Here is a 21,589-nt window from a genome sequence, read left to right as displayed (position 1 = left end):
ACTATACTGGTGGACAATGAAGAAGCGCTATACCTATCGGGCCTATCCCACGGCCGGGCAGCGGCAGATGCTGGCCCGAACATTCGGGTGTGCCCGCGTGGTCTTCAATGACTTCCTCGCTGAACGGGACCGGCTCCACCGGGAAGGGCTACACCAGAGCGTCGGGTTCGGCGAGACCGCGAAACTGGTGACGACGCTGGCGAAGCAGACCCCCGAGCGGGCGTGGCTGTCCGAAGTGTCCAACACCCCTCTGCAGCAGTCAGCCAGAGACGCCGACCGTGCCTACCGCAACTGGTTCAACTCCCTGGCAGGCAAACGTAAGGGCCCCCGAATGGGCAAGCCGCGATTCAAATCTCGCCACGACCGGACCCAGAAGGCGCGATTCACCCGTAACTGCGGATTCACCGTCCGCGGCACAACCCACGGTGTCGCACACGTGCGCATCCCCAAGGTCGGATGGGTCAGGTTCGCCCTGTCCCGCGACCTCCCCTCGGATCCGTCATCGGTGACGGTCATCAAGGAGGCCGACAACACCTACCGGGTCTCATTCGTCGTCGATACCGAACCCGCACCTACCAGCCCCGCCAACCCCGGCCGGGCTGCCTCCCTGGACCTGGGCCTGAGTGACTACGCCGCCATCGCCTACTCCAATGGGACCCGCGAGAAGATCGCCAACCCTCGGCACCTGCGCGCACGTGAACGCAAACTCACTCGCGCCCAGCGGGCACTATCGCGCAAGACCCGCGGCAGCAACAACCGCGACCGTGCCCGGATCAAGGTGGCCCGCCAGCACCGCAAGGTCCGCGAGGCCCGCACAGACTTCCACCACCAACTAGCCGCCCGACTGATCCGCGAGAACCAAACGGTCGCAGTCGAAGCACTCAACGTAGTGGGCCTATCCCGAGCAGGAGCCAAAGGCAGGCGGGGCTCCGGCCTACGCAAGTCCGTGGCCGATGCCGGGTGGGGAGCCTTCCTTCGCATCCTCGAAGACAAGGCAACAGAACACGGACGCACCTACACGCCCGTGAACCCGGCGCACACCAGCCAAACCTGCTCGGTGTGCGCGACCCTGGACGGACCCAAACCCCTGGGCGTGCGAGTCTGGACCTGCGCGGTATGCGGCACCCGACTGGACCGGGACTACAACGCCGCCGTGAACATCCTCGTCGCCGCCGGACTGGCGGAGACAATAAACGCCTGTGGACCTGATGTCAGACGCACGCTCGCGTGCGCTGTCGGGGATGAAGCAGGAACCCCCCGAACCCGAGCAGTCGCATGACCGCCGGGCGTAGGAATCCCCCACCTTCAGGTGGGGGAGGAAGTCAATACACCGATTCCCAGATCGGCCGGAACTTCTGGCTGACCCGCAACCACCACGGTGCCGGCTCCTGGGCCCGGGGACTGGGTGAGGACGACAATGAACTCACGCGGGCGGCCCAGTCCTACGGCGAGCTGGACCTGATCTCGGGCGAGGACGGGATGCTCCACTTCGAGTAGCAGGCCCAACGGTGGTGGCCCAAACGGTGGTGGGCACGCGGTCCCGCACACATGTGGGGCATGAGCAACCATCACACGATTCAGCCTCGTCAGCCGAAGGGCGTCCCTGTCGGCGGGCAGTGGACCGAAGACCAGAAGCGTGCCGCGGGCCTGTCCCTGCTCGGGTACCGGCCTGTGGGTGAGGACCTGCTGTCCGAGCGCGCCCGACTCTTGGAGGACGAAGGGTATGTGCCCGGGGTCGCCACCGCTGCCGTGGTCTCCCCTTCGACGACCGCCAAGCGTGCCCAGTGGTGGGACACCCACTTCGTGCAGGCCGAATACGACGAATCCGGTGGCTACCTTCAGATGCCGGACGACTACACCCCGGGCCGCACCCGCGGTCATGCGATGAGCGGGCACCGGCGCACCCACCGAATGGCCTACTCGACCGGCGGGGTCGCGGTGCGGATGCCCTCCCGGACGGCCCTGCACCGGTTCTCTTCCGAGAATGGGGATGCCACCTTCGACGTGCCGGTCTCGGCCTCGCTGCCGAACGGGGACGTGCAGACGTGGGTGCGGGTCACCAAGACGGGCCCGGGTTCCTGGGAGGCCACCGCCCTGGGCATGGACTCGGCCGGGTCGGCCCGCGTGGCGGTCGGTGAGGCCGTGGCCGCGACACTGGAGGGGCGGTCGGCCTCGATGCGGCCCCAGTCGTTCGGTGACCTGATCGAGCGGCGTAAGCGGCGCATAGCCGAGCAGGGTATCTGGATGCAGGGGGTCCGCTCCCAGTGGATCTCCTCCGTCGGGTACAACCAGGCCGCCGGCGTGATGGCCACGATGACCACCAACGGGTCGGTCTACGGCCACAAGGTGCCCAAGCACGTGTACAAGGCGGTCACGACCTCCAGCACCCCCGGTGCCATGTTCAACAAGCTCGTCAAGGGCGGTGAGCGGGTCGGCGTGGAGCGCTGTGAGGACTGTGGCCGCTACAAGGCCGCAGGAGCCGCCCACACCTGCCCGGCAGGCCACAAGGCTCCCCTGCCCGCCCAGGACCCGCAGGCGGTCCGCGCGAAGGCCCGGGCGCTCGGCCTGGTCGCCACCCCGCACTCCGGGGCCGACCCCGGCACGGGATCCACCACGGGCTCCGGGACCAGCACTGGTTCGACCGCTGGCACTGGATCCACCACGGGCACTGGCTCGGGCACTGGCACTGGGACGAGCACCGCTGAGGCCGTCTCCGCCGATGGGCCGGTGCATGTGCTCGCCGAGAACGAACGCACCATCGACATGGCCTCGATGCTCGCCGACCACGCCGGTGAGTACCGTGAGCCCGGAAAGACGACCGACCACGGGGTCCAGCGGGGCTGGACGGCCAAGGTGCTGCCCGGTGCGATGGGCCAGTTCACCTCCTCCACCTACTGCCCCGCCGACTACTACTCCTCCAGTGACGGACGTGACGGGCAGAACGGCGCGAACGGGCTCATCTCCTACGCCGGCCTCGGGTCGGACGCGGCCCAGAAGGTGCTTGCCGGTGCCCCGGAGCAGGCCCTGGCCCAGGAGCGGCAGAACGACGGTCCGACTGTGGCCACGATGCTCGCGGCGACGGTCGCCCACCCCGGCAAGGTCGAGCTCGGAGGCTACGTCGTCGGCCAGGACCGCACCGATGAGCGTCTCAGCGCCGACACGGCCTACATCTTCGGTGAGGACGACGCGAGCCCGCAGGAGGTGCTGGCCAAGGCGAAGGGCACCTACGGCCTGCACGATGCGACCCGCAAGCCGGACAACCTCGACCTGGTGGAGGTGCCGTGGCGGCCGGGAGAGAAGGCGTGGCGGCTCTGGTGGGACTGAGTTCCCGCGACTGGGACTGGATGACGTGTCAGGGCTGGCCCGACAACCAGTGACGAGCTCGAACGCACTCTAACAATGTGAGAGTAGGAGCCCCTGCCGGATCTCGGTGGGGGCTCCTTCACGCCCGCCGCCGGCTACTGGCGAGACCGACCGCTACTGGCGAGATCGGTCTTCACCAGCCCCGAACGCGGAGACGATGGCCACCCCGGCCACCAGGAACGCGAGCACCGTGCGCCCATCCGGGGACGGGTTCGGGACGGCGATGATCCAGACGGCCAGCCCCGCGAGCACGAGCAGGCTCACGGCTAGGGCGCGGCGCATGAAGTGGCGGGTGTCGATGTCCATACCCGCCCGGTGTGCGGCCAGCCTCGCTCCCCGCCACAGGCCATACCCCCACCTTCCTCGGGTGGGTGCTCAATCAGGGACGTTCATGGTCCGGTCGTGATCTGCAGGGGCGCAACCTGACCGCCGGCGTATGCATCCCGTATCTGCGGTTCGACCTCATCGGCCACCGTGGACCCCGATGGCAGGACCGTGTGCGCCAGGAATGCCGCCTCGAAGGTGACGATGCCGGACTCGACTGCTTCGAGCTTCGCCTTGACCAGGAGCGCCAGGGACCGCCACGCCTGCCTGGTGCCCTTCTCCCACTCGTCTCGGGCCGCGGTGGCACTCCGTTCGCGGCCTGTGGGGGTGCGTGTGAACTGGGGACTGCTCGGGTCTGGCAGCGGCAGCAGGAACCTGATGCGGCGCCCATTCGCGCTGAACTCGACCATGGCCCGCTCGCGGCTCGTCGCATAGGCGAAGGCGTCGGCCCCATACCGGAGGAGGGTGCGTTCGATCTCCTCCCGTGACCGAGAAGAGGTGACCTCGGTTCCTTTCGCGTACGTGGGCATCAGGAGTCCTCTCTCAACTGACTGGGCCTCAACTGACTGGGCCTCAACTGACTGGGTCCGGCTGGAACGGCATGTACGGTGCGATCGCGGGGAACGCCCACAGGAACAGGGCCGCGACAGCCGCGGCGATGAGGACCAGGGCGATGAGGGCGCGCACCAGCGCCGGGCCGGGCAATGCCCGGAACATTCGGATGTACATGAGGTGGGTCTCCTAGTTTTCGATGACCTGGTCGGGGGTGCCGTCGGCCTTGTCGAGCCAGTAATCGAGCTCGCCGTAGACGATGTACCGCTCACTCATCCCCCACAACGGGTGGCAGGTCGTCAAGGTGACGTAGCGGCCTCCCTCACTGGCTCCGGCGATGGGCGGGACGGGCCCGAGCACCTCGTTCTGGGTCGGCTGGACGATCTGGTGGCCGATGACGCGGTACACGTACCAGGTGTCGTCGGTCTCGAAGATGAGGTCGTCCCCCTCGCGCAGGGTGTGGACGTTGTGCAGCGGCCGGCCGTAGGTGGTGCGGTGCCCGGCGAGGGCGAAGTTGCCTTCCTGACCGAGCTCGGCGGTCGAGGTGTAGTGCCCCAGGCCGATGCGGTTGATCACGTCGAGACCGACACCCTGGGCCACCGGCATCACGTAGTCACTGCCCCACCGGGGAACCCGCATCGTGGCGAACGCACTGGCGGGCACGCTGGGCACTGCGGCTTCCGGGGCCTGCCCGGTCTCCTTGTCGCCGTCATCGGCGGGAGCCTGCACGGGCGGGACGTAGGTGTCGGATGCGGTGAACGCCTCCACGGCCTGATCCTGGTCGGCACCGGCGATCACGTCGGTCCACCACACCTGCCAGGCGATGAACAGCCCCAAGAGGATCCCGGCGGTCAGCAACAGCTCGGACAGGACGCCGGTGACCGTGAGCGGGCGAAGTGGCCTACGGCCTCGGGACGACTGCCTCTGGGCCGTCTTCTTCCGGGACGGCCGGTTCGGTGCCGGCTGATGCGCCGGTTCGGGCTCGGGTGGCTCGCTCAGGAGGTACTGCAGTTCGGTGGTCACACACGTTCTAGCCCGCCAGCCGGAGGCCAGCCCGCTCGTCGGCTCCCCCGGTACTGGATGAGCCGGTGTTGGTTTCTCGGGGCTGGTCAGACTGGGTGCCGGTCAGATTGGGCGCAGGGCGAGGTCGTCGATGCGCCAGCCGTCCGGGACGTGTCGGGTGGTGAGTTCTTGGAGGGCCGCGCCGAATGAGGGGGCTTCGATGACGACGGAACGCTGTGGTCCGTCTTCGCCCTCGGTCAGGGAAGCGTCGTAGGTTGCCATACCCAGATTTTACCTTGTCTTGACTTGAAATGCCCATATGGCACACGAGACCTGCGTGGACGCGAGACCTGCATGGACACGACAGAGGGGGTGGCCCCAAGGAACCGAATCGGAACCTCGGGGCCACCCCCACACTCACAGCGTGGGCTGTTGCTGCCGCTCGGTGATGGCTATCGCTGCTGGCCTGCGGTGAGCTTGCGGCGGACCGCCAACAGTGCCCCGCCCAGGCCGCCCATCACCAAGGCGATGAGCCCGGAGGAGGACACGTCGGCACCCGTGGGCACCCCGGACATGTCAGCCTGCGGGGATCCAGCCGTGTTCCCAGACTGGTTCACGGACGTGCTCACGGTCGAATCCATCGACTCCAGCCCGCCCTGCTCGGGATCACCGGTGGAGGCCGCGGTGGGGTCGAACGTGAACGACCACTCACTGGTGCCAGTGACCTTGAACCCGTCGAGCGCGCGGGCCGTGATGGTCACGGTGCCACTGCCCGGGTAGGTGCCGGCCTCGGCGACGTTCCCGTCGATGAGGTACTCCACGCCCGCGGTGGCGGGGACGGTGTAGCTGTCCTGGTCCGCGCCGTCGGAGTCGGTGAACTCGGGGGCGACCGGGGTGACGTGGGTGAGGTTGTCGAACGTGAACGAGTAGTCCACGCTGACGGCCTCGACCCCATCGACGTCGAGACGGTAGCCGTCCTGGGCGATGGCCGTGAGCTCGAACGTGACCGTCCCGTCCGGGCCGTACCCGAACACGATGTAGGTGCCGGCCTCGACAATCTGCCCTTCGGCGTCCACGTAGTCGACGCCTTCCACTTCGGGGACCGTGTATGTGTCGGACGTGCCACCGGAGGCGTCCTCGGCGGTGGGTGCCTGCGGCTCCGCACCAACACGGGAGTCGAACGTGAACGACTGCTCCGGCCCGGTCTCGTTCAGCCCGGCGAACACGTACCCATCGGCTGCGACGGCCTGGACCGTGTACGTGGCGAACATGTCGTAGTCGTCGGCGCTGGTGGCGAACTCACCCGCGGGCACCTCGATGCCGTTGACGAGCCAGGTGACCCCTTCCGCGTCGGGCAGGCTGATGCGGTCATCGCCGATGCCGTCGACATCACTGGTCCCCGGCTCGGGAATCGAGACCTCGGTGCGCAGGGTGGCCGTCACGGACTGGTCGTAGTCGGCCAGGTCGAGCCCGCTGGGCAGCTTCGTGTTGTCGGCCAGGCCCGCGGTCAACACCAGGTGGGCGACCTCGGTGTCCGCGTCGTAGGCCGACTCGTCGAAGGTGTAGCTGCCCGGTGCGACCTCGATCCCACCGATGGTGAACACGATGCCGTCGATGGCCGGGACGACGTAGGCGTCCTCGTCGTGACCCGGCAGGTCCGAACTGGTGGCAGCCTGCGGCTGGCCCGCGGTCACCCGCGAATCCAGTTCCACCGTGAAGGACCGGTCCTGGCCGTCCAGGATCTTGTAGCCCTCACGCGGCTGCGCCTCGACCACGACGTCATAGAGCCCGCCGGCGTTGCGGCCGACGTTCACGGTCCCGGTCACGACCTCACCGTCGATGAGGTAGTCCACGCCCTTCGTCTCCGGGACGGTCACCGTGTCACCGGTGAACCCGTCGGCGTCCTCGAACTGCGGGGCGCTGGGGGCATCAGCGATGAGACGGGAATCGAACTCCCCCGTCCAGGACTGCACGTCGCCGCCCGGGTGCCGGTAGCCGGAGGCCACCGTGGCAGTGACCTGCGCCGTAGCGAGGTCGTTCGACCCGTACCCGATCTCATCGCCCACCGAATACTCCCCGGCCTCGATGACCGAACCGCCCAGTTCGTAGGTGATGCCCTCGACATCGGGGATGACGAACGTGTCGTTATCGCGCCCGTCACGCTCGTTGAACGTGGGGGCCACCTCGGCGGTGATGAGGGTGCGCAGCGTCGCCGTCACCGTCCAGGACGTTTCACCGCTGAGCCGGTGCCACGCGCTGGCCGGGACCGCGGTGAAGGCCAGGTTGGCCTCCTCGGTGGCGGCGTCGTAGGCGGACAGGTCCACCTGGTGCGTGCCCGGGTCGACCTCGGAGCCCGCGAGCTCATAGACGATGCCCTCGACATCAGGAACGGTGAACGTGTCCTGACTGGTGCCCGGCATGTCCTGACCCGTCACGGCCTGCGTGGCCACGGTGGTCCGGCCATCGAACTCCCGCTCCCACGACGTCGTTCCGGTCAACTCCCGGTCACCGGCAGCATGGGCTGTCACGGTCACGAACGCCTGCGGGCTGGACCCGTATGCGACCGGGTAGGTCCCGGCATCGACCGGCACCCCGTCGAGCTCGTAGGAGACACCGGACTGGGACGGGATCGTGATCGTGTCCTGGTCACCATCGACATCATCGAACGTCGGAGCCTTCGGCGTGATCGCCGGGGTGCACAGGTAGACCGCGATCTCCATCGTGTCCATCGTCCCGCCCGGGGGCCGGCCAATGCTCATCTCGATGCGGACCGTCTCCGTCGGGGCAATGATCGCGTCGTACTCCTTGAAGCCAGGACCGACCGCAATCATCGTCTCCGCGTCGTTGGTGGTCCACAGCACCTGGCTGAGCGAGCACGAATCCCCGGTCTGGTAGTTGCGGTGACCCAGGCGGTCACGCTCGGCGAGCAGCTTCGCCTTCGTCCCGGCCAAGTCGAAATCGGCCTTCGCCGCGGCAGCACGCGGAGAGCCCTGAGCCTGGCTCTGCTGGGCCTGGTTCTGCTGCTGGGCCTCCTGAGAGTGGGCCTGCTGTGGGGTGCTGGCCGCCGGGGCCTGGGGCTCCTTCACCGAGGGATCCTCGTCATCGCCGCTCGCCTCTTCATCGGCAGCATCTTCACGGGCCGGATCCTCATCGGCAGGGTCTTCATCGGCAGGGTCGCTGGCCGGATCCTCGGCCTGGCCTGCATCCGACTGGCTCACATCCGACTCGCCTGCATCGGGCTGGTCACCCGAGTCATCCTGGTCAACGCCAGCGGGCTCATCGCCGCCGGCCTCGTTGTCGGCAGGCTCATTGGCAGCGGGCTCGTCGGTGGCCTGGTCTTCCTCGGACTGGGCTTCTTCGGAGTGGTCTTCCTCGCCCGGGTCGGGCGCATCAGCCGTGACGACATCTTCGGTCTCGGCCGGGGGTTCACCTGCCCAGGATGCTGTCGCGTTGGCGGCGATGAGCAGGGAGGCCGCGGCAGTCGCTGCTGCGATCCGGCTCGCCTTCGTGGGGGTCTTCAAGGGGTTGTGCTCCTTCGGTGCGCCCTGCAACACAGGGAGGTGGTGGACGCGCGAACACACGTCCACCACCTGTGTGTGCGGGAACCCGAGACTCCCGCCACACCCGACCTGAACCAGCGAGCCCGTGTCACCAGCGAGCCCGTGTCGTCGATGGGCCCGTGTCGCTGATGGGCCCGTGTCGCTGATGGGCCCGTGTCGCTGATGGGTTGGGGCCGCACACCTGGCAGGCGTGACGATGACAGCCAGAACCTCAGCCGCTCAGCCAGTCGAAGACGACCGGCATTCCGCCACTCAGACTCTCTCCACCATGACCACCGCTAGCACCATCACCGCCAGTGACATCAGCAGTTCGGGCCGCGTGGGTCAGGAGTTGCAGATCATCCCGTTGATGCCCTGGGTTCCGTTCGAGCCGGGCCCGATGTAGGTGAACTTCACCGCGAGCGGGGCCTGGCTGGCCTTGAAGTCGTTGGCCCAGAAACGAAGACTCTCGGCGGTGTCGGCGTAGTACGCCTTCAGGGTCGCGCAGCCGGACGAACCGTTCGAGAGGCCGGCGATGGCCGACTTCGCGGCACCCGCGCTCAGGCCCGAAGGCTGCGGCTTGGGCTTCGGCTTAGGGGCCGGGGCCGGCTTGGGCTTCGGGGCGGGCTTGTTCGGCTTCGGCTTCGGCTGGGAGGAGGAAGACGAGGAGCTACTGGACGACGAGGACGACTGGTTCGAGGTCCCGGTGGACGCCGGAGAGGAAGGGCCAGACGAGGACTGCCCAGACGTCGAGGAATTGCCAGCGGCAGCCTGACGCTCCTTCTCGGCCTTCTCCTTCTTCTCCTGCTCGGCCTTGGCGTAGGCGTCCTGCGACTTCTTCACCTTCGCGGCAGCATCGGTGACGGACTTGGTCGCGCCCCGGATGTCGTCGAGCTCGGCGTCCGATCCGACCTGCTTCGCCTCAGAGATCGCGGCCGACAGCTTCCCGCGCACCTCGTCATCGGCGACCTTGTCCTTCGACTCCTTCAGTCGCTTCTCGGCGGACTTGATCGCCTCCGTGAGCTCGCCGTTGTCGAAGTCGCGGACCGCGTCCTCCAACTCACCGGTCGCATCCTCCAGTTCGCCGGTCAGGGCCGTGATCTCACCCAGGTCGGCGTAGTCGGAGGTGTACTGAAGCGGGCCGGCCTCGGCGATGAGCGAGTTGATGCCGGTGAGCAGGGCCTGATCTTCCTTCGACAGGTGACCATCGGCGTCACTGGCGGCAGCCTTCGCCGCATTCGTGGCCTCGACGAGTTCGCCGGCGGCCTCCACCATCTCGCTGGCCTGCCGGTCGGCCTCAGCCTGGGCCGCGATCTGCGCGTCGCGCTTCGTGTTCTTGTCGTTGATATAGGCGAGTGCCCCGCCACCGAGTGCGAGGACGAGGGCGGCTGCGGCGACGCCGGCGATGACCTTCGACTTCGTCGAGGCGAGGAAGCGGGCACGCTTCGCCGGGGGCTGACCGATACCGGTGTCGGCACGGGGGTCGCTACTGGGGTCAGCCTGAACTGGATCGGTCTGAGTCTCGGACAGGCCGGTCTCGGACAGATCGGTCTGGGCCGGATCGGTCTGGGTCGGGTCGGACATGGTGGGTGGTTCCTCTCGGGATGGCTGGTTGGCGGCCTCCTGCGCTGCATATGAGCGTTCGGGTGGGCGTCAAGTACTCACTCAGTCACGTGTGCGGCACGAGACGACCGATGCCACACCTTCCACCGAGACAGACGCCCCAGACCCAGTGGCGATGACGCCGGAGGGGCCGTGATCTTCGTTACCGTGCCCGCGCAGCGCGGGCCCACAGCACTGGTCACTGGCTATCCCGGTCGTACCCGTAGAGCTCGTCCATCTCCGCCTGCCAGTCGGCCCGGTCCTGGGCAGCCTTCTCCGCCAGGGCCTCCTCCTCGGCAATGGCCCGTTCGACCTCGACGTTCAGCGCATCGGTGGCCTCCCGCCGGTCCGTGATGTCGGTGGCGACGGCGTTGTCCACCGCCTTGTCCCGGTCCTGTTTGGCACGCTTGCGGGCATCGTTCAGGGCGTCATCCCTCCACGTGCCGACACCGTGACCGGCTTCGAGTGCCTCATCGAGTGCCGCAGCATCGAAACGCAGGATGATCGCGGCCAGGTAGGTGGCCTGCGCGTCGATCTGGCCGGTGAGGTCAGCCAGTTCCCTGATCTGGTCGTAGTCGTCGGTGCCCGAGACCTGCTCGGCCTGGGTGAACAGTTCGTCCAGGTCGTTGATTCGCTCCGGGCCCGGGTCGTCCATGTGTCCGCCGGCGAGGTCGATGATCGCCTCCGCCTCCTCGATGCCGGCAGCCAGGGACGCCTTCGCCCCGTCCAGGAGCGCCACGCGGGCCCGGGCAGTGAGGTCGCGCAGGTTCTCGGCAGCCTCATCCACCTCTCCCCGCCGGTCGTAATCGTCCGTCCCGGTGAGGGCCTTGCCCGCCTCCAGCGAGTCACGCACCTGCTCGCCCGTGGGGTCGGTGTCCGCGCCCAGGCCATCCCTGAACCCCTCGGCCGCAGCGACCGCCTGGTCCAGGCTCCGGCTGGACTGTTCGAGGGCGCTGGCACGCAGTGACTGCACCGTCAGCACGGCCCCGACCACCACGGCGACCACGGCCACGAATGCGACCGCCAGCTTCGGCAGAGTCGGGGTGAACCACCGCCGCCTGCTACCTGCCGTCATGTCCTGCTCCCCCATCGCTACCTGTCCTCTCATCGCTGCTGACCTTCGTGAATGCCGGGCGCTGGTTCGGGCGGGATTGCCCCTGTCACCTGGCCCCATGCGTAGACGCACCCCTGCTCCCCTATTGCCCTGCTCCCCGACGGCGTGCCCTCTACTGCCCTGCCCCTTCGGCCTGAACTACTCCTACGACCGGAAAGGGGTCTTGCACACACCGAGCGCGGCCCGGGAACCTTGACGATTCCCGGGCCGCGCCCATCAGGGGGGTGGATTCACCCTAGCCGATTGTCTAGATCTGGCTGGGTGTTTCCCGGCGGCGACCCACGAGCCGCAGCGCCACACCGGCCGCAGCGAGCAGGACCGCGATACCGGCACCGATACCCACCTGGGCACCCGTGACCTGCATCTCCTCGCCCTGGTCGCCGACGCCGGCACCGGTGTCCCCACCGCCACCGTTGGTCACGGTGATGGTCTCGTCCGGCTCACCGCACTCACCCTTCGACAGGATGTTGCCATCGCGGTCGTAGGTGGTCTCGACGAACCCGTGGACCTTGGCGTCCTCGGTGGTGAACTCGCCGGTCTCGTAGACGGTCGTGCCCTCGACGAGCTCGATCTTGTCCGAGGACCACACCGGGCTGGTGCAGACCGGGGACTCGCCGTCCTCCCAGGTGAACAGGTCGACGATGGTGTAGTCGCCTTCCTTGATGTCACCTTCGATGGTCACCTCGTCCCAGATGTTGTCGCCGACGACCGGGCCGGACTCCTGGTCACCGTCGTGGCCGAGCTGGGTGACCACGCCGATTTCACGCTCCGGCTCGTAGACCTTGGTGGTCTCGCCCGGCTGACCGAACTTGCCCTTGTGGATCTCGTCGCCGTCCGGGCCGTAGAGGGTCTCGACCCAGAAGAAGCACGCGGCCTCATCCGAGATGTACTCCTCGGAGGCGTACACGCCCGGTCCGTCCACCTCGATGGCCTCGAAGGAGGCGACCAGTTCGGCGTCTTCCTCGGCGGGCACGACGCACTTGCCGGCCTCATCGAGCTCGAACGGTCCCTTGAACAGGTCGAAGGTGAGCGTGGCACCCTCCGGCACGTTGCCGCTCACGTGGGCCTCGTCGTTGAACGGGGTACCCACCGGGACCGACGGGGTGGCGCGGGTGATGACCTCGGCCGGGAGCTCCGGCGTCGGGGTGCCCGGCACGTACACGCGCTCCAGGACGTCGTTGAAGTCCGAGGAGAACGGGGCGATGCGGGCGTCACCGTCGTAGGAGTAGACGAAGACGTAGTAGCCCTCGTCGTCCAGCACGATCGGGTCGTCCTCGTCGTAACCGACCTGGAAGCGGCCGTTCTCGAACGGCACGTCCTTGGTCCAGAACGCCGGGGCGTCCGCGGGCACCTCAGCGGTGGCGGGGGCCTCGTCGAGCGGCCCGTACAGGGTCACGTTCGCCGTGGTGTTGTCGGCCTCCCAGCCGTCCACGTCACCGGTGTAGTCGCCGTGGTAGCCGGGGACGCCGCCGATGGTGATCGAGTCGAACGCGCGCCCACCGGGGACCACGTTGTACTCGCGGGTCATCGACTCGTGGGTGAGGTCGATGTGACGGACCGTGGTGGTCTCCACGAGCTCCCAGGAGGGGGTCGTGTAGCCGTCGAACAGGTTCGACTGGTCGATGGTCCACACCCACGTGTAGAACCCGGGCTTGCCGCCGTTGTTCAGGGCGGCCTCAGCCACCTGGTCTCCGGCCTCGGTGAAGGTCAGGTCGGCGGTGCCGACGTTCTCACCGGGCACGGCCTCACCGGCAGCGGCCTGGGCGAACGGGGTGGTCGAGTAGTAGACCTCACCGGTGGCCTCGATGACCGCGCTGGACCCGTCGAAGTCGACCGGCCAGTCCTGACCGTCCGCCAGGGACAGGGTGACCGTGTCGCGCAGGGTCACGTCCCCGGGGGTGTCGATGATCTCGGATTCACGCTCGGTCGTGATGGTCGGGGTGGCCCGGACGATCATCGACTCGGCCGCGATACCGAACCCGTCGGTGAAGGAGTCCCGGATGAACTTCTGGGTCACCGCGGACTGGCTGTCCTTGTCGATGGTCCACACCCACGTGTAGTAGCCACTGGCGCTGGCGGTGATGTCACCACCGGCGGTCTGGGTGCCCGGGCCATCGAAGGTGAGCTCGTCGGTCCCTGCCACCGGGGCGTCCGCGGGTGCCTGGGCGGACTCGGCCTGCGGGGTGGAGAAGGGGCCATACAGGGTGCCTTCGGCCAGGACGGAGACGCCCTCGACCCACGGGTCACCATCCACACCTGCGGTCACATTGTCATCGAAGCTGTCACCGGCGGAGATGTACCGGTTGGACACCTCGGTGGTAATCGTCGGCTGGAAGTCGAAGGCCATGTCGAACGGGTCGCCCTCGTTCTGCAGGTCCTGGGTGATCCCGGCCGCGAACAGGCGCTGGGACTGGCCCTCGGGCCCATCAAGCGGGGTCATCTCGAACACCTGGCTGGACGGCAGACCGGAGACGGTCACCTTCACCTTCACCGGGCCATTGCCGGTCGAGGTGATCCCGAAGGAGGCACCCGAGCCGGTCGTGGTGCCGGTCAAGGACTGCGAACCGTTGTCGTCCCAGGTGGCCGGGCCACTGATGGACGCCGTGAAGTCGTAACCGGCGAGCCAGTCGCCACTGCGGTCGGACTTCGCGCCGATCCCGGTCACCAGGCCGGTACGTCCATCCGAGGCGAGGTTCACGCTCGGCTTGGGCACCGTGTACGGGCCTGCCTTCGACTGGGCCGCGGAGATCATCTCGTCTGCACGGGCCGAGGCACCCGCGACGATGCTAGTCGTCCACGCCTGCTCCACGCCGGAGTGACGGTAGATCGCCAGTTCGGATGCGGCGGCCTCGACCTTGTCTCCGGTGTCGGCGAACTCGCTCATGATGTAGGCGATCTCGGCGAGCGTGTCGCCAGTGACGGGGCTACCGGTGAAGCCGCGAGTCCCGTCAGCATTCCGCATGCTCTCGGGCGTGAAGCTGGTGATCACGCTCGGGGCCGAGTAGGTCGTAGGGCGGTTTCCGGGGCCGGGGCCCAAGGTGTAGCCATCGACACCGCAGACGGCGCGGTGCCCAGCGGAGTCCTGGAAGTTCCCGAAGTAGTTCCCTCCGCCCGTGACCTCGCCAGCGCCGCGGTCCCAGCCGGTCGTCTGACCGGTCCAGGCATCCTTCGCCGACGCCGGACCGGAGATCATTCCCACCGTGCCGGCACCGAGGAGAGCAGCGACGCCGAACATCGCCGCCGCCTTATGGCCCGTACGGGCCAGCCACCCCTTCTGGGAGTGGTTGCCGGGGCTACGCCCGGACTTGGTCGAATCAACCGTCACGGTTGAATCCCTTCTGTTGATACTTCTCTTGCAAGAGACGGAGACGGTTGTGGTGCCTCCGCTGAAGACCCATGCGTAGACGGGTCCAAACAGGCCCATGCGTAGACGGGCCCACACAGATATGTGCAGCTGACCGACCGGCCCTGAGAGGCTGCCAGCCCTGCCGGCCCGGGCCGTCACGGGGACGATGCGCTGCCTTCCTCATGCGGCGACCTGGGCGGACTCGTTGACCATGAAGTGGGCGATACCGGCCTCCACGAGCGAGTCGATGAACGTGGTCTCGTTCGAGGGATCCAAGAACTTCACGTTGCCGGTCGGCTCCGGGACATCAGTGAAGGGCGCGTAGTCGCTGCGCAGCGCCACCAGCGGGACCCGCGAGGTCCAGTTGCCGATGAACGGGCGGGCCTGGATGCGGTCGGGCGGGATGATGAAGTTCAGTTCGTCCTCACTGAGCGCGGTGATCTCGACGTCACCGGCGTTGACCATCGCGGCCAGGACGGTGGAGGCGAGTGCGTCGGCCGCGCCGAGCAGGAACGTGTACCGGGACCAGGCGGCTTCCCGCTGGCCGTTCGGACCGGCGAGCAGGTCGGCGTAGCCGGGGTTGAGGGCCTCGATGAGGTCGGTGCGGGTGTCGGCCAGGATGGTCCGGTCCCCCAGGACCAGAGCGAACTCCCGGTCCGGTTCGAGCACCTGGCTATTGCCGTGCTCGTCGTGGGTGATGATGAGTGCGCCCATCGGTGGGCCTCCTTCTGGTTTCTGTGTCGAAGAGATGAAGCTGAACGGGTGAATGCGGCTGCTTGAATGCGGCTGGTTGTTATGCAGCAGCCGCGGCAGGGTGTGCGGCCATGACCGGTGCGTGCTCCAACGCCGCCGCGATCTGCAGCGACAGGGCCGACCGGGTGGAGTCGTTGGGGATGCGCCGATGCACGTACTTCTCATCGAGCGGCCTCTCCGAGGAGTGGGTGCCGACCGGTCCGGTGCCGGGGCGTTCCACACGCCAGATCAGGCCACCGTTGTCGATGAGCCACTGCGCCTCATGGGCGTAACGCACATCGGTGACCACGACCGGGTGGGCCGTGGATGGCCCGCCGGCACTGTCCAGTTCCGAGGCGAGCACCTGAATCCATGCGCCCTTGCCGAAGAAGGATTGGCCGACCTCGGTCCCGAGGACCTGCATGAGGCGAGTGACCTCGGGACCGTAGATACGGTGCCGCTTCGCCGCGTCCCAGCCGGAGGCGTCGACCAGGGCCCGAAGCGACTTCTCCCCGCCGATCAGCGGGTCGAGGGTGTAGAGCGCTTCCCGGACTCCGTCTGCGAAGGCGTACCGTTCATATCCGGCGATGACACCGAGCATCTCGGCGACAGTGTCCTTGCCGGCCTTCTTGTAGCCGGTCAGCCCAATGAGGGGGTGCGGTGGGGTGGTCATGTGGGTTCTAGCCCGGCGAGCAGCCACCTGCCCGCCCCTACGGCTGCCCGACGACCGAGAGCAGCCCCATGACGCCCTGATCGGCGGACAGGCGGCTACGAGACTCCTCTGACAAGTCCCATCCTTCGAGGGCGAGGGCACGCACGTACGGGCTCGGGTCATAGGACGCCTTCTCGGCCACGCCCGGGTAGGGGGTCCGGGCCGCCGCCACCCGCACGACCAGGGGCTGGTCATGGGAGAGCAGCATGTTCAGTTCGGCCACGCTCACGTCCGGCCGGGATGCGATCTTGGCGAGCTCACGCACCTGCCGGGAATCGTCACCGCTCGGGCGCAGCGGGTCGCCTGAGTGGGGGTCCTGGCCCAGGGACAGCCCTGGACTGGCCTTCGCGGTCTCAGCGAATTGGCCGCCGGTGGGCTGCCCCTTGGGCTGACGCCTGGGAATGTAGTTGCTCATGTCAGCGGTGTGTGCGGGATTCGCGCATCGGTGCTGGTCACAGGCCCACCCATGCGAATCGGAGCATCGAATAGCGGGGTATTGGTCACTGGAAGTTCCGCTTCGTCGCACCGGCCAGGGCCAGCGTGTAGAACTGCGAGGCCGAATCCGGCATGTCCCGCATCAGGTCGGCGATCTGTGCCCGGTGAGACTGGGAGGCGGCCCCGAACGGGCGGAACAGGGATTCGGTCCGCTCACTGTGACCGCCGGACTCCCACTCCTGCAGGGCGTCCAGCACGGCATCGTTCGTCTCGGGCACGTGCTCCTTGCAGTAGGCGACCTGCCGGTTGTTGAGGAAGCCGTTGGCCGCCTTGGGGATGCCGCGCACCTCGCACATCGCATTCCAGCCGTACTTGCGACCGCCACCGCCGCGCTTCGGGGCACTGAACACCCGCTCGGTGTCCTCCCCGCCGGCCGCGAGCGAATCGAAGTACAGCTCTTCGGCGGAGGCCGTGGAGGAGGCTGCCGGGTTGAACTCTTCGGCATCGGTGGACTGGGCGTGCATGGGCCGGTGGAAGCCGACACTGGGACGGTGACGCTGGTCGGGCCATTCGTCTCGGACCTGCTCGGCGAGGTTGTCGCGCTCGTGCCACATGAGCGGGCGACCCAGTTCGGCTTCGAGGGTGTCGGCCTGGGCGGCGTAGATGTTGAACGCCTTCATGTGCGCCGAGTTCACCTTCAGGTGGTCGCTCGGGTCCTTCCCCTCCCGCATCGCCTGCACGCCGCGGGAGACGAGGCCGGCGAGGTAGCCGCGGGCGTACCCGGTATTGACGCCGGCGACGTGCCCGTTCCGCTTCGCGCGGGCCAGCATCTCCTCCACCGCGTCCTGGCGGGCGTCTTCGCTGGTCCAGTTGTCCCCGAACGTGGAACGCCACACACTCCCACGCGACCGCTGATCGAGGTACTCGTAGACATCGACGATGTGCGCCTCGAAGTCGTCGGGGCTGAGGGCGTCACCGCCGGGCCCGGTCAAGAGGCTGAACTGCCAGTCTTCCTGCTCCCGGTACCCATCGACATCGAACCCATCGACATCGTGCCCGTCGGTATCGGGGTCGGCGTCCCGCAGGGACAGCCCGGCGGCGGCTCGGGCCTCCTGGGCGAACTGGCCACCGGTGGGACGACCGGCGGGCTGACGGTTGCGGCTGTGGATGCTCATGCCGATGGTGTGTGCGGGGAAAACGAGCACCCCCGACCCAGGACGGATCGGGGGTGCTTGCCGAGAAGATTCGGGGGCAGATTCCGGGAGCAGGTTCAGTCGGATCGGGTCAGGGCTTGCTGCCCCCGGCGATGGCTGCAGCGGCCTTGCCTCGGGCACCGCCACAGGAAGTCGTGTAGTGGTACTGGCTGATTCCCCAGCGGCGGGTGACGCAGTCGGCGTTCTGCTCCAGGCCGGAGAACCCGGTGCCGCCGTAGATGCGGTTCATGTCGGCCTGCAGGGCGTCCAGGTTCCCGCCGTAGATGCGGTACTGCTTCAGGTGGACGCACTCGTGGGCGACGACGTAGTTGAGCCGGCCGGTCAGGCCCGAACGGATCAGGACCGTGTTGTTGTACCAGTCGGCGGTCCCGTTCGCGCCCTTGCCCATGCGCGGGTCGTCGATGCTGATGCCTGCACCGCCGCAGCCGTAGGTGCTGAGGATCCCGGCGATTCGGGACTTGTACCCGCCCGATGGTGCCTTCGGCTTCGAGGAACCCGAATTGGATTTACCCCCACTCGACTTACCGGAGTTGGACTTGCCTGCGCTGGATTTACCTGCGCTGGACTTACTGTTGTTCGACGTGCCGGACTGCGAGGAGGAGCCCGACGATGCGGACCGGCTCGCAGGCGAATACGCGGAGGCACTGGCGCGGGCCGCAGCCTCCTGCTCGGCCTTGCGCTTGGCGGCTGCCTCGGCCTCCTTGCGCTCCTTCTCGGCCTTCTTCCACGCCTCGTGCGATTCGGCGACCTTCTTCTCGGCGGCGATCACCTTGGTAGTGGCGCTCTCGATGCCGGGGATCGTCGACTGCTTCTCGGCGGAGGCGATGGCGTCGGCGAGCTTGGTGCGGGTCTCCTTGTCGGCGACCTTGCCCTTGGTCTCGGCCAGGGTCTTCTCGGCGGGAGTGATCGCCTCGTCGCGGGCCTTGGTGGCCTCCGCGATCTGCTCCTCGATCCAGTCCTGGGCGTCGGCGGCCATGGACTCACGGCCTGACGCGCGGGTCTGGGAGATGGCGGTGACGGCGTCGGCTTCGGCGGTGACCTGTTGCTCGTGCTGGGCCTTTCGGAGCCCGTCGATGGTTGCGCCGGTGCCGGCCAGTCCGCCGAAGGCGAGGACACCGACGAGGGCGAGGGTGGTGGGGTTTCGTTTCTTCACACCTACTGGTGTGTGCGGCGCGCCCGGTTCGGTGATCCGCCGGGCAGAAGATGCCCAACCGGCCCGTTCGGCAAGTGCAGCCAGTGCAGGTCAGCCAGTGCAGGTCAGCCAGTGCAGGTCAGCAGGTGGCGAGGACTTCTTGCGCGGCCCGGGCATCGCCTGCGGGCATCGCCAGGTCGTAGGTGTCGATGACGCTGACGTAGGCGGCAACGTAGTCGCAGTGGAACGCCTCATTGGCGGGCAGCCAGTCGCCGGGGCCCCGGTCACCCTTGGACATGTTCGCGGGGCCGTCGGAGGCGATGAGGTTGATGGGGTCGTTGGCGAACGCCTCACGGGTGTCCTGGTCCCAGTCGAGGGCACCGGACTGGGCTGCCCGGTGCAGGGGGACGATGTGGTCGATCTGCACCTTGGAGGAGGTGCGTACCCCGCGCTCGAAGTCGATGGTTTTGCCGGTGTAGGGGTCCAGGAGGGTGCCGGTCAGGACCGTGCAGTCGTCGTCGTCGAGGGTGATGCTGGTCAGGTCCCGGGCGAGGATGTCGTTGCGGGTGTCGCAGCCGTTGCCGTCCACGTCCATCCAGGCGCGCCCGAACTGGCCTTCCCGGTCGTAGGTGATCGGCTGTAGCCCCTCGATGGTGATCTGCTCGAACCGGTCCGCTGCTTCGGTGGCGTCGATGTCACCCTCGAACGGTCCCGGCACCTCGATGGAAGTCTCACCGGAGGCAGCGTGGCTGACCGCGTCCTGCAGCGGCTGGATGAGTCCGCGGGAGTTGGCGTAGAAGAACGCGAGGACCAGGATCAGGATGGTGCCGAGGATCTTGCCGGCGGAGACGTTGGAGCGCATACCGGTCATGTGTGCGGCGACGCCGATTCACCGCCCCGCCAGCGTGAACCAATGACAACGAGCGTGGGCCGGTGGAAGACTACACCGGGGCGGTCTCATCCGAAGTCGAACGGCTCCTCGTCGTCTTCGTCACCGGCGTCGTCCCATGGTCCGCGCCACGGCGGCGTCAGGCCACCAGCATCTGACCCATCAGCATCTGGCCCGTCACTGGCAACCCCGTCGCCGACTGGCCCGTCACTCGGTACAGGGTCATCATCATCATCGGGCTCAGGGGCATCAAGGTGCTCGGCTTCATCGCTGGGTAGGGCGTCATCGTCCTGCTCGTCGTCGCCGGTTCCCGGGTTCGGGGTGAGGTCGGCGGCGGGGACGAGTTCGCTCTTCGCGGGCTGGACCTTGACGTACGTGCCCTCGCATCCGAGGGTGATCGCGCACCTGGACGGTACGGTTCCGGCCACGATCAGGTAGGCCCCGCAGACCTCGCATAGGGCGATGGTGCGCCGCGGGGTCACCGGTGAGACGGCGCAGGCCACCTGCCGGTGCTCGGTGAGCAGGTCGTGCTGTTCGGGGTCCAGCCAGATCGCCCCCAGTGCTGCCACCACCCTCGCCTCTCCCTGCGCGAGACCCGTTTCGAGGTCGGCCATCGAGCTCACCTTGACCCTGCGCAGCAGGGTCAGCGCCAGTGAAGCGGCCTGCCCGGCAGCTGGCAGCGACTCGTCGACCGTCATCACGGTGACTTTCGCTGGGCTCGTAGGCATGTGCCTCCTCTACTGGTCCTGGTTGGAGAGCGGCCGATCTGGCGTGTTGGGGGTGTGCGGCGCGGGCTCGCCTTCGCCTCAGCCCTGCCCGTACTGGCAGGTGGTGCATTCGGTGTAGCCGAGTTTCCCGATCAAGATGAAGTATTCGCCGCAGGTTCGGCACCGGCGCTCATCGGTGCAGGGGTCGCAGCGCTGAGTCTCGATCCCGACAGTGTCTGTGACGGTCACGTCACAGTGCATGCACCGGGCCTGGGTCCGGTCCACGTCGTAGGAGATCACGTCCGCGATGCTCACCCGCAGCAGGGTGCCGCCGTCGCCCGTGTCGCTGTGCATGCCTCGGATCCAGTTATACGCCGTGGTGCGGTCTCCGGTCACGATGACGACGGTGCCACCGTCAGCATTCCCGATGCGACCCCGCAGCCGAATCGGTGAGTCTCCGCTGACCTGGATCGTCCACTCCGCATCACGTCCCAGGTCGTCCAAGATCGCTCGGGCCGTGATCGGTGGCCGGTCCGCGGCTTCGAGACGGGCCAGGAGGTCGGGCAGCGTCCCGAACGTGCGAGACACCCCACCGGCGGACACCTCGATGGACGAGGAGCTCTCCCACGTGTCGCAGCCCCACGGGTTGAAGGACTCCTCTTCCTCGACCACGCTCACGGGCGCGTCCGGGTCACTCACGCCGAGCAGGAGGCGCACGCGGGCATTGAACGCCGGGTTCGACTCGATCCGGCGCACCTGGCGGACATGGTTGTCGTCGCCGGTGTCTTCCTCGACCCATTCGGACGGCTCAGACAGTCTCAGCCCACCATCGGGACGGGTCTCCTGCGCGAACTGGCCACCGTCCGGGGTTCCGGCGGGCTGGCGGGCGCGATTCGAGGTGGTGGTCATGCCATCCAGGTGTGCGG

The 21,589-nt window shown here is 67.7% G+C and carries 20 protein-coding genes; 3 read left to right on the top strand and 17 right to left on the bottom strand.

Annotation, left to right across the window (positions count from 1 at the left end; all coding sequences use genetic code 11):
• Positions 1-16 precede the first annotated feature (16 nt).
• Genes GCG21_RS13725 through GCG21_RS13715 form a run of 3 tightly spaced genes read left to right on the top strand, consistent with a single transcriptional unit; the run spans position 17 to position 3,324 of the window.
• Positions 17-1,279, top strand: coding sequence for an RNA-guided endonuclease TnpB family protein (locus GCG21_RS13725; RefSeq protein ID WP_152910250.1), 1,263 nt, complete (start codon positions 17-19; stop codon positions 1,277-1,279).
• The gene (locus GCG21_RS13720; RefSeq protein WP_152910249.1) at positions 1,276-1,497 is read left to right on the top strand and encodes a hypothetical protein; all 222 of its coding nucleotides are present in this window, start codon (positions 1,276-1,278) and stop codon (positions 1,495-1,497) included. Before GCG21_RS13725 ends, GCG21_RS13720 begins: the two co-directional genes overlap by 4 nt.
• A 60-nt stretch (positions 1,498-1,557) precedes the next feature.
• Entirely contained in the window at positions 1,558-3,324 is a 1,767-nt protein-coding gene (locus tag GCG21_RS13715) for a hypothetical protein (protein ID WP_152910248.1), read from the top strand.
• A 153-nt stretch (positions 3,325-3,477) separates the two neighbouring features.
• Here the strand turns inward: GCG21_RS13715 and GCG21_RS13710 are convergent, their stop codons facing one another.
• The 17 genes from GCG21_RS13710 to GCG21_RS13635 form a co-directional block, all read right to left on the bottom strand.
• Positions 3,478-3,669, bottom strand: coding sequence for a hypothetical protein (locus GCG21_RS13710; RefSeq protein ID WP_152910247.1), 192 nt, complete (start codon positions 3,667-3,669; stop codon positions 3,478-3,480).
• Positions 3,670-3,752: 83 nt separating this feature from the next.
• Positions 3,753-4,217: a hypothetical protein gene (locus GCG21_RS13705; RefSeq protein ID WP_152910246.1), complete on the bottom strand. Its 465-nt coding sequence runs from the start codon at positions 4,215-4,217 to the stop codon at positions 3,753-3,755.
• 43 nt (positions 4,218-4,260) lie between these two features.
• The gene (locus GCG21_RS16370) at positions 4,261-4,416 is read right to left on the bottom strand and encodes a hypothetical protein (protein WP_194165107.1); all 156 of its coding nucleotides are present in this window, start codon (positions 4,414-4,416) and stop codon (positions 4,261-4,263) included.
• A gap of 12 nt (positions 4,417-4,428) precedes the next feature.
• Entirely contained in the window at positions 4,429-5,262 is an 834-nt protein-coding gene (locus tag GCG21_RS13700; RefSeq protein ID WP_194165106.1) for a class E sortase, read from the bottom strand.
• A gap of 102 nt (positions 5,263-5,364) precedes the next feature.
• Positions 5,365-5,523 (bottom strand): hypothetical protein, encoded by a 159-nt coding sequence (locus tag GCG21_RS16365; RefSeq protein ID WP_194165105.1) that lies wholly within the window; start codon positions 5,521-5,523, stop codon positions 5,365-5,367.
• Between the two features lie 170 nt (positions 5,524-5,693).
• Positions 5,694-8,762: a hypothetical protein gene (locus tag GCG21_RS13695; protein ID WP_152910244.1), complete on the bottom strand. Its 3,069-nt coding sequence runs from the start codon at positions 8,760-8,762 to the stop codon at positions 5,694-5,696.
• Between the two features lie 363 nt (positions 8,763-9,125).
• Entirely contained in the window at positions 9,126-10,364 is a 1,239-nt protein-coding gene (locus GCG21_RS16360) for a hypothetical protein (RefSeq protein ID WP_194165104.1), read from the bottom strand.
• A 217-nt stretch (positions 10,365-10,581) separates the two neighbouring features.
• Entirely contained in the window at positions 10,582-11,388 is an 807-nt protein-coding gene (locus GCG21_RS13680; RefSeq protein WP_152910241.1) for a hypothetical protein, read from the bottom strand.
• A gap of 355 nt (positions 11,389-11,743) precedes the next feature.
• Positions 11,744-14,821 (bottom strand): hypothetical protein, encoded by a 3,078-nt coding sequence (locus GCG21_RS13675; protein ID WP_152910240.1) that lies wholly within the window; start codon positions 14,819-14,821, stop codon positions 11,744-11,746.
• 201 nt (positions 14,822-15,022) lie between these two features.
• Entirely contained in the window at positions 15,023-15,556 is a 534-nt protein-coding gene (locus GCG21_RS13670) for a hypothetical protein (RefSeq protein ID WP_152910239.1), read from the bottom strand.
• 79 nt (positions 15,557-15,635) lie between these two features.
• On the bottom strand, positions 15,636-16,247 hold the full coding sequence (locus GCG21_RS13665) for a hypothetical protein (protein ID WP_152910238.1): 612 nt from the start codon (positions 16,245-16,247) through the stop codon (positions 15,636-15,638).
• Between the two features lie 37 nt (positions 16,248-16,284).
• On the bottom strand, positions 16,285-16,701 hold the full coding sequence (locus GCG21_RS13660) for a hypothetical protein (protein ID WP_152910237.1): 417 nt from the start codon (positions 16,699-16,701) through the stop codon (positions 16,285-16,287).
• An 85-nt stretch (positions 16,702-16,786) separates the two neighbouring features.
• On the bottom strand, positions 16,787-17,896 hold the full coding sequence (locus tag GCG21_RS13655; protein ID WP_152910236.1) for a hypothetical protein: 1,110 nt from the start codon (positions 17,894-17,896) through the stop codon (positions 16,787-16,789).
• Positions 17,897-18,005: 109 nt separating this feature from the next.
• The gene (locus tag GCG21_RS13650) at positions 18,006-19,088 is read right to left on the bottom strand and encodes a hypothetical protein (protein ID WP_152910235.1); all 1,083 of its coding nucleotides are present in this window, start codon (positions 19,086-19,088) and stop codon (positions 18,006-18,008) included.
• 118 nt (positions 19,089-19,206) lie between these two features.
• A complete protein-coding gene (locus tag GCG21_RS13645) occupies positions 19,207-19,938 on the bottom strand; it encodes an HNH endonuclease family protein (RefSeq protein ID WP_152910234.1) in 732 nt (243 codons plus the stop codon).
• Positions 19,939-20,024: 86 nt separating this feature from the next.
• Positions 20,025-20,684 (bottom strand): hypothetical protein, encoded by a 660-nt coding sequence (locus tag GCG21_RS13640; protein ID WP_152910233.1) that lies wholly within the window; start codon positions 20,682-20,684, stop codon positions 20,025-20,027.
• 78 nt (positions 20,685-20,762) lie between these two features.
• Positions 20,763-21,572: a hypothetical protein gene (locus GCG21_RS13635; protein ID WP_152910232.1), complete on the bottom strand. Its 810-nt coding sequence runs from the start codon at positions 21,570-21,572 to the stop codon at positions 20,763-20,765.
• Between the last annotated feature and the right edge of the window lie 17 nt (positions 21,573-21,589).

Origin of the sequence: Pseudactinotalea sp. HY160 (assembly GCF_009372055.1) — a bacterium.
GTDB lineage: Bacteria > Actinomycetota > Actinomycetes > Actinomycetales > Beutenbergiaceae > HY158.
Note: the sequence above shows the minus strand (reverse complement) of the source record. Positions and strands in the feature narration are given on the sequence as shown.

Coding starts and splice junctions, on each gene's coding strand:
- GCG21_RS13710 (WP_152910247.1), bottom strand. CDS start 3,669: ATGGACATCGACACCCGCCACTTCATGCGCCGCGCCCTAGCCGTGAGC.
- GCG21_RS13715 (WP_152910248.1), top strand. CDS start 1,558: ATGAGCAACCATCACACGATTCAGCCTCGTCAGCCGAAGGGCGTCCCT.
- GCG21_RS13705 (WP_152910246.1), bottom strand. CDS start 4,217: ATGCCCACGTACGCGAAAGGAACCGAGGTCACCTCTTCTCGGTCACGG.
- GCG21_RS16360 (WP_194165104.1), bottom strand. CDS start 10,364: ATGTCCGACCCGACCCAGACCGATCCGGCCCAGACCGATCTGTCCGAG.
- GCG21_RS13660 (WP_152910237.1), bottom strand. CDS start 16,701: ATGAGCAACTACATTCCCAGGCGTCAGCCCAAGGGGCAGCCCACCGGC.
- GCG21_RS16365 (WP_194165105.1), bottom strand. CDS start 5,523: ATGGCAACCTACGACGCTTCCCTGACCGAGGGCGAAGACGGACCACAG.
- GCG21_RS13640 (WP_152910233.1), bottom strand. CDS start 20,684: ATGCCTACGAGCCCAGCGAAAGTCACCGTGATGACGGTCGACGAGTCG.
- GCG21_RS13720 (WP_152910249.1), top strand. CDS start 1,276: ATGACCGCCGGGCGTAGGAATCCCCCACCTTCAGGTGGGGGAGGAAGT.
- GCG21_RS13665 (WP_152910238.1), bottom strand. CDS start 16,247: ATGACCACCCCACCGCACCCCCTCATTGGGCTGACCGGCTACAAGAAG.
- GCG21_RS13725 (WP_152910250.1), top strand. CDS start 17: ATGAAGAAGCGCTATACCTATCGGGCCTATCCCACGGCCGGGCAGCGG.
- GCG21_RS16370 (WP_194165107.1), bottom strand. CDS start 4,416: ATGTACATCCGAATGTTCCGGGCATTGCCCGGCCCGGCGCTGGTGCGC.
- GCG21_RS13670 (WP_152910239.1), bottom strand. CDS start 15,556: ATGGGCGCACTCATCATCACCCACGACGAGCACGGCAATAGCCAGGTG.
- GCG21_RS13635 (WP_152910232.1), bottom strand. CDS start 21,572: ATGACCACCACCTCGAATCGCGCCCGCCAGCCCGCCGGAACCCCGGAC.
- GCG21_RS13655 (WP_152910236.1), bottom strand. CDS start 17,896: ATGAGCATCCACAGCCGCAACCGTCAGCCCGCCGGTCGTCCCACCGGT.
- GCG21_RS13645 (WP_152910234.1), bottom strand. CDS start 19,938: ATGACCGGTATGCGCTCCAACGTCTCCGCCGGCAAGATCCTCGGCACC.